Source organism: Burkholderia sp. ZZQ-2 (assembly GCF_050768715.1).
In the GTDB taxonomy this organism is placed as follows: domain Bacteria; phylum Pseudomonadota; class Gammaproteobacteria; order Burkholderiales; family Burkholderiaceae; genus Burkholderia; species Burkholderia cepacia.
Genome location: NZ_LDVA01000084.1, coordinates 1 through 3,449 on the forward strand (window position 1 = coordinate 1; position 3,449 = coordinate 3,449).

The 3,449-nt window shown below is 69.3% G+C and carries 3 protein-coding genes; all 3 read left to right on the plus strand.

From position 1 onward, the window contains the following. The first annotated feature begins 35 nt into the window (after positions 1 to 35). A complete protein-coding gene (locus ABY44_RS03680) occupies positions 36 to 1,637 on the plus strand; it encodes a DHA2 family efflux MFS transporter permease subunit (RefSeq protein WP_027789743.1) in 1,602 nt (533 codons plus the stop codon). A gap of 10 nt (positions 1,638 to 1,647) precedes the next feature. Next, entirely contained in the window at positions 1,648 to 2,598 is a 951-nt protein-coding gene (locus ABY44_RS03685; RefSeq protein ID WP_060173708.1) for a glycosyltransferase family 2 protein, read from the plus strand. Between the two features lie 8 nt (positions 2,599 to 2,606). Beyond that, positions 2,607 to 3,449 (plus strand): TolC family protein (locus ABY44_RS03690; RefSeq protein WP_431640874.1); only part of this gene is annotated, 843 nt, incomplete at its 3' end.

Sequence of the window (3,449 nt, forward strand, 5' to 3'; positions counted from 1 at the left end):
CCAGCCGCACGGCCCGAAGCCGCGGTGGCCGGCGCATGAGCACCGCGTCGCCGCTTCACGACGGGCCCGTCGCGGCGTCCGCGTTCGATGCGCCGGCCCCGGCGTCGGAACCGGCCGCGCAACCGGTGCGCGGTATCCGGCTCGCGCTGCTGACGTTCGCGCTGTCGCTCGCGACCTTCATCGAGGTGCTCGACTCGACCGTGACGAACGTCGCGGTGCCGGCGATCTCCGGCAGTCTCGGCGTATCGAACAGCCAGGGCACGTGGGTGATCAGTTCGTATTCGGTCGCGGCCGCGATCGCGGTGCCGCTGACGGGCTGGCTCGCGCGCCGCGTCGGCGAACTGCGGCTGTTCGTCGGCGCGGTGCTGCTGTTCACGTTGACGTCGCTGCTGTGCGGGCTCGCGCGCGACCTGCACGTGCTCGTGATCTGCCGCGCGCTGCAGGGGCTGTGCTCGGGGCCGATGGTGCCGCTGTCGCAGACGATCCTGCTGCGCACGTTCCCGCCGGACAAGCGCACGATCGCGCTCGCGCTGTGGGCGATGACGGTGCTGCTCGCGCCGATCTTCGGGCCGGTGGTCGGCGGCTGGATCGTCGACAATTTCTCGTGGCCGTGGATCTTCCTGATCAACCTGCCGATCGGGCTGTTCTCGTTCGCGGTCTGCACCGCGATGCTGCGCCCCGACGCGCAACGCGGCACGGCCGGCCCGATCGACGTGCCGGGCATCGTGCTGCTCGTGATCGGCGTCGGCTCGCTGCAGGCGATGCTCGATCTCGGCCATGATCGCGGCTGGTTCGGGTCGCCGCTGATCGTCACGCTGGCGGTGGTCGCGGGGCTCGCGATCGTGTCGCTGCTGATCTGGGAGGCGGGCGAGGCGCATCCCGTCGTCGACCTGAGCCTGTTCCGCGATCGCACGTTCTCGTTCTGCGTGCTGATCATCTCGCTCGGGATGATGAGCTTCTCGGTGGTCGGCGTCGTGTTTCCGCTGTGGATGCAGGCCGTGATGGGCTACAACGCGTTTCATGCGGGGCTCGCGACAGCGTCGCTCGGCGTGCTCGCGCTGGTGTTCTCGATTCTCGTCGGGATCCACGCGCACCGCTTCGACGCGCGCGTGCTCGCGACCTTCGGCTTCCTCGTGTTCGCGGCCGTGCTCGCGTGGGATGCGCATTTCACGCTGAAGATGACGTTCGCGCAGATCGCCGCGCCGGGGCTGATCCAGGGGATCGGGCTGCCGTGCTTCTTCATTCCGCTGACGGCCGCGACGCTGTCGCGCATTCCGGACGACCGGCTCGCCGCCGCGTCGAGCCTGTCGAACTTCCTGCGCACGCTGTCGGCCGCGTTCGGCACCGCGATGAGCGTGACGCTGTGGGACAACCGCGCGACCTATCACTACGACGTCGTGTCGCAATCCGTCACGCACGCATCGGCGAACACGCAGCGCTTCGTGCACACGCTGAACGCGATGGGCGTGGACGGCGTGCGCGAGCTGACGACGCTGCACCAGGTCGTGATGCAGCAGGCCTACATGATGGCGACCAACGACATGTTCTGGATGGCGAGCATGACGTGTCTCGCACTCGCGGCGATGATGTGGCTGACGCGGCCGAAGCGTGGCGCGGCCGCGTCGTTCGGGCATTGAGGAGAGGAACATGACGACACTCGGCGCACTCGTGATCCTGTATCACCCGAGCGACGCGCAGCTCGACGCGCTCGGCACCTGGCGGCACGCGTGCGATGCGCTGCTCGTCGTCGACAACACGCCGCAGCCCGATGCGCGGGCCCGCGAGCTGTGCGCGCGCGAGGGCATCGCGCTGCTGCATCACGGCAATCGCGGCGGCATTGCCGGCGCGTACAACGCGGGCCTCGCGGCGCTGTTTCGCGACCGCGTCGATGCCGTCGCGCTGTTCGATCAGGATTCGTCCGTGCCCGCCGCGTATTTCCCCGCGATGCGCGATGTCTGCGCAGGGCTCGCGGGGCGCGCGTTCCTGGCCGGCCCGCGCATTTTCGACGAGAACGCGCGCAGTTTCCTGCCCGAACTCTCGACCAACGGGATCGGGCTGCGCCGCTTGCGCATCGAGCCGGGCGCGCCGCTGCAGCGTTGCGCGTTCCTGATCTCGTCGGGCTGCGTCGTGTCGCGCGATGCGTTCGACGTGCTCGGCCGCTTCGACGAGACGCTGTTCATCGATCACGTCGACACCGAGTACAGCTTCCGCGCACTGGCGCGCAACGTGCCGCTTTATGTCGTGCCGTCGCTGGTGCTGCCGCACCGGATCGGCGCGAAGCAGCGTCACGCGATCGGCCCGTTCGAAATGACGTCGATGAATCACTCGTGGCAACGGCGCTACTACAGCGCACGCAATGCGGTGCAGCTCGGGATGCAGTACGGGCTGCGCTTTCCGGTGGCGATCGTGCCGAACCTGCTGACCGTGTGGCAGGTCGTGCAGATCGCGCTCGTCGAACGCGACAAGCGCGCGAAGCTCGCCGGCATCCTGTTCGGCATCGCGGACGGCCTGTTCGGCCGGCTCGGCCCGCTCGAGCGCACGCGGCCGCGGCTGGCCGAGCGGGCGCGGCGCGTCGAGCGGCGCATTCAGCAGGGATGAGGAGCGAGATGCGGCGTGTGAAACAAGCAGCGGGTTGGGCGCATCGCATGAAGGGCGGCGCGGTGATCGGTGCCGCGGCGGTGTCGTTGGCACTGGGCGGATGCGTGCCGACGGGCTTCCTGCCGTCGCTGTCGTTGCACGCGCCGGCCGACGATGCGCTCGCGCAGACGGCCGGCCCCGGCGTGAACGGCGCGTGGCCCGCGCCCGACTGGGTGAAGCAGTTGCAGGATCCGCAGCTCGACGCGCTGGTCGCGGAGGCATCGCAGAACAACCCCGACCTGCAGGTTGCGCAGGCGCGGCTGCGGATCGCGCAGGCGCAGCTTCAGCAGTTCGATTCGTTGACGGGGCTGACGGGCACGGCCGGCGCAACGGTCAGCCGCGCGCGGATGCCGAAGCCGGGCGACGACGTCGCCAACGTGTCGGTCGGCGGCTATCGCGTGCCGGTCGAGATCTTCGGCGATCCGAACGTATCGCCGTCGTCGGTGTTCGTCGGGCTCAACTACCAGCTCGACCTGTGGGGCAAGAACCGCGCGGCGACGAAGAGCCTGATGTCGCTGCGTGAAGCGGCGCGGGTCGAGGCCGAGCAGGTGCGGCTCACGCTGGCGGTCGCGATCGTCACCGTGTACTGCCAGCTCGACCAGGCCTATGCGATGCAGGAACTGCTGCAGCAGAAGCTGAAGGTGAGCCAGCGCGTGACGACCGTGCTGCGCGAGCGCACCGCGCGCGGGCTCGACAACGCGTACGACGCGAGCGATGCCGCGATCAAGCGCAGCAAGCTGCTCGCGCAGATCGCGCAGAACGACGAGCAGATCAAGCTCGCGCAACTGCAGCTCGGCGTGCTGTCGGGCCGC

Coding starts and splice junctions, on each gene's coding strand:
- ABY44_RS03680 (WP_027789743.1), top strand. CDS start 36: ATGAGCACCGCGTCGCCGCTTCACGACGGGCCCGTCGCGGCGTCCGCG.
- ABY44_RS03685 (WP_060173708.1), top strand. CDS start 1,648: ATGACGACACTCGGCGCACTCGTGATCCTGTATCACCCGAGCGACGCG.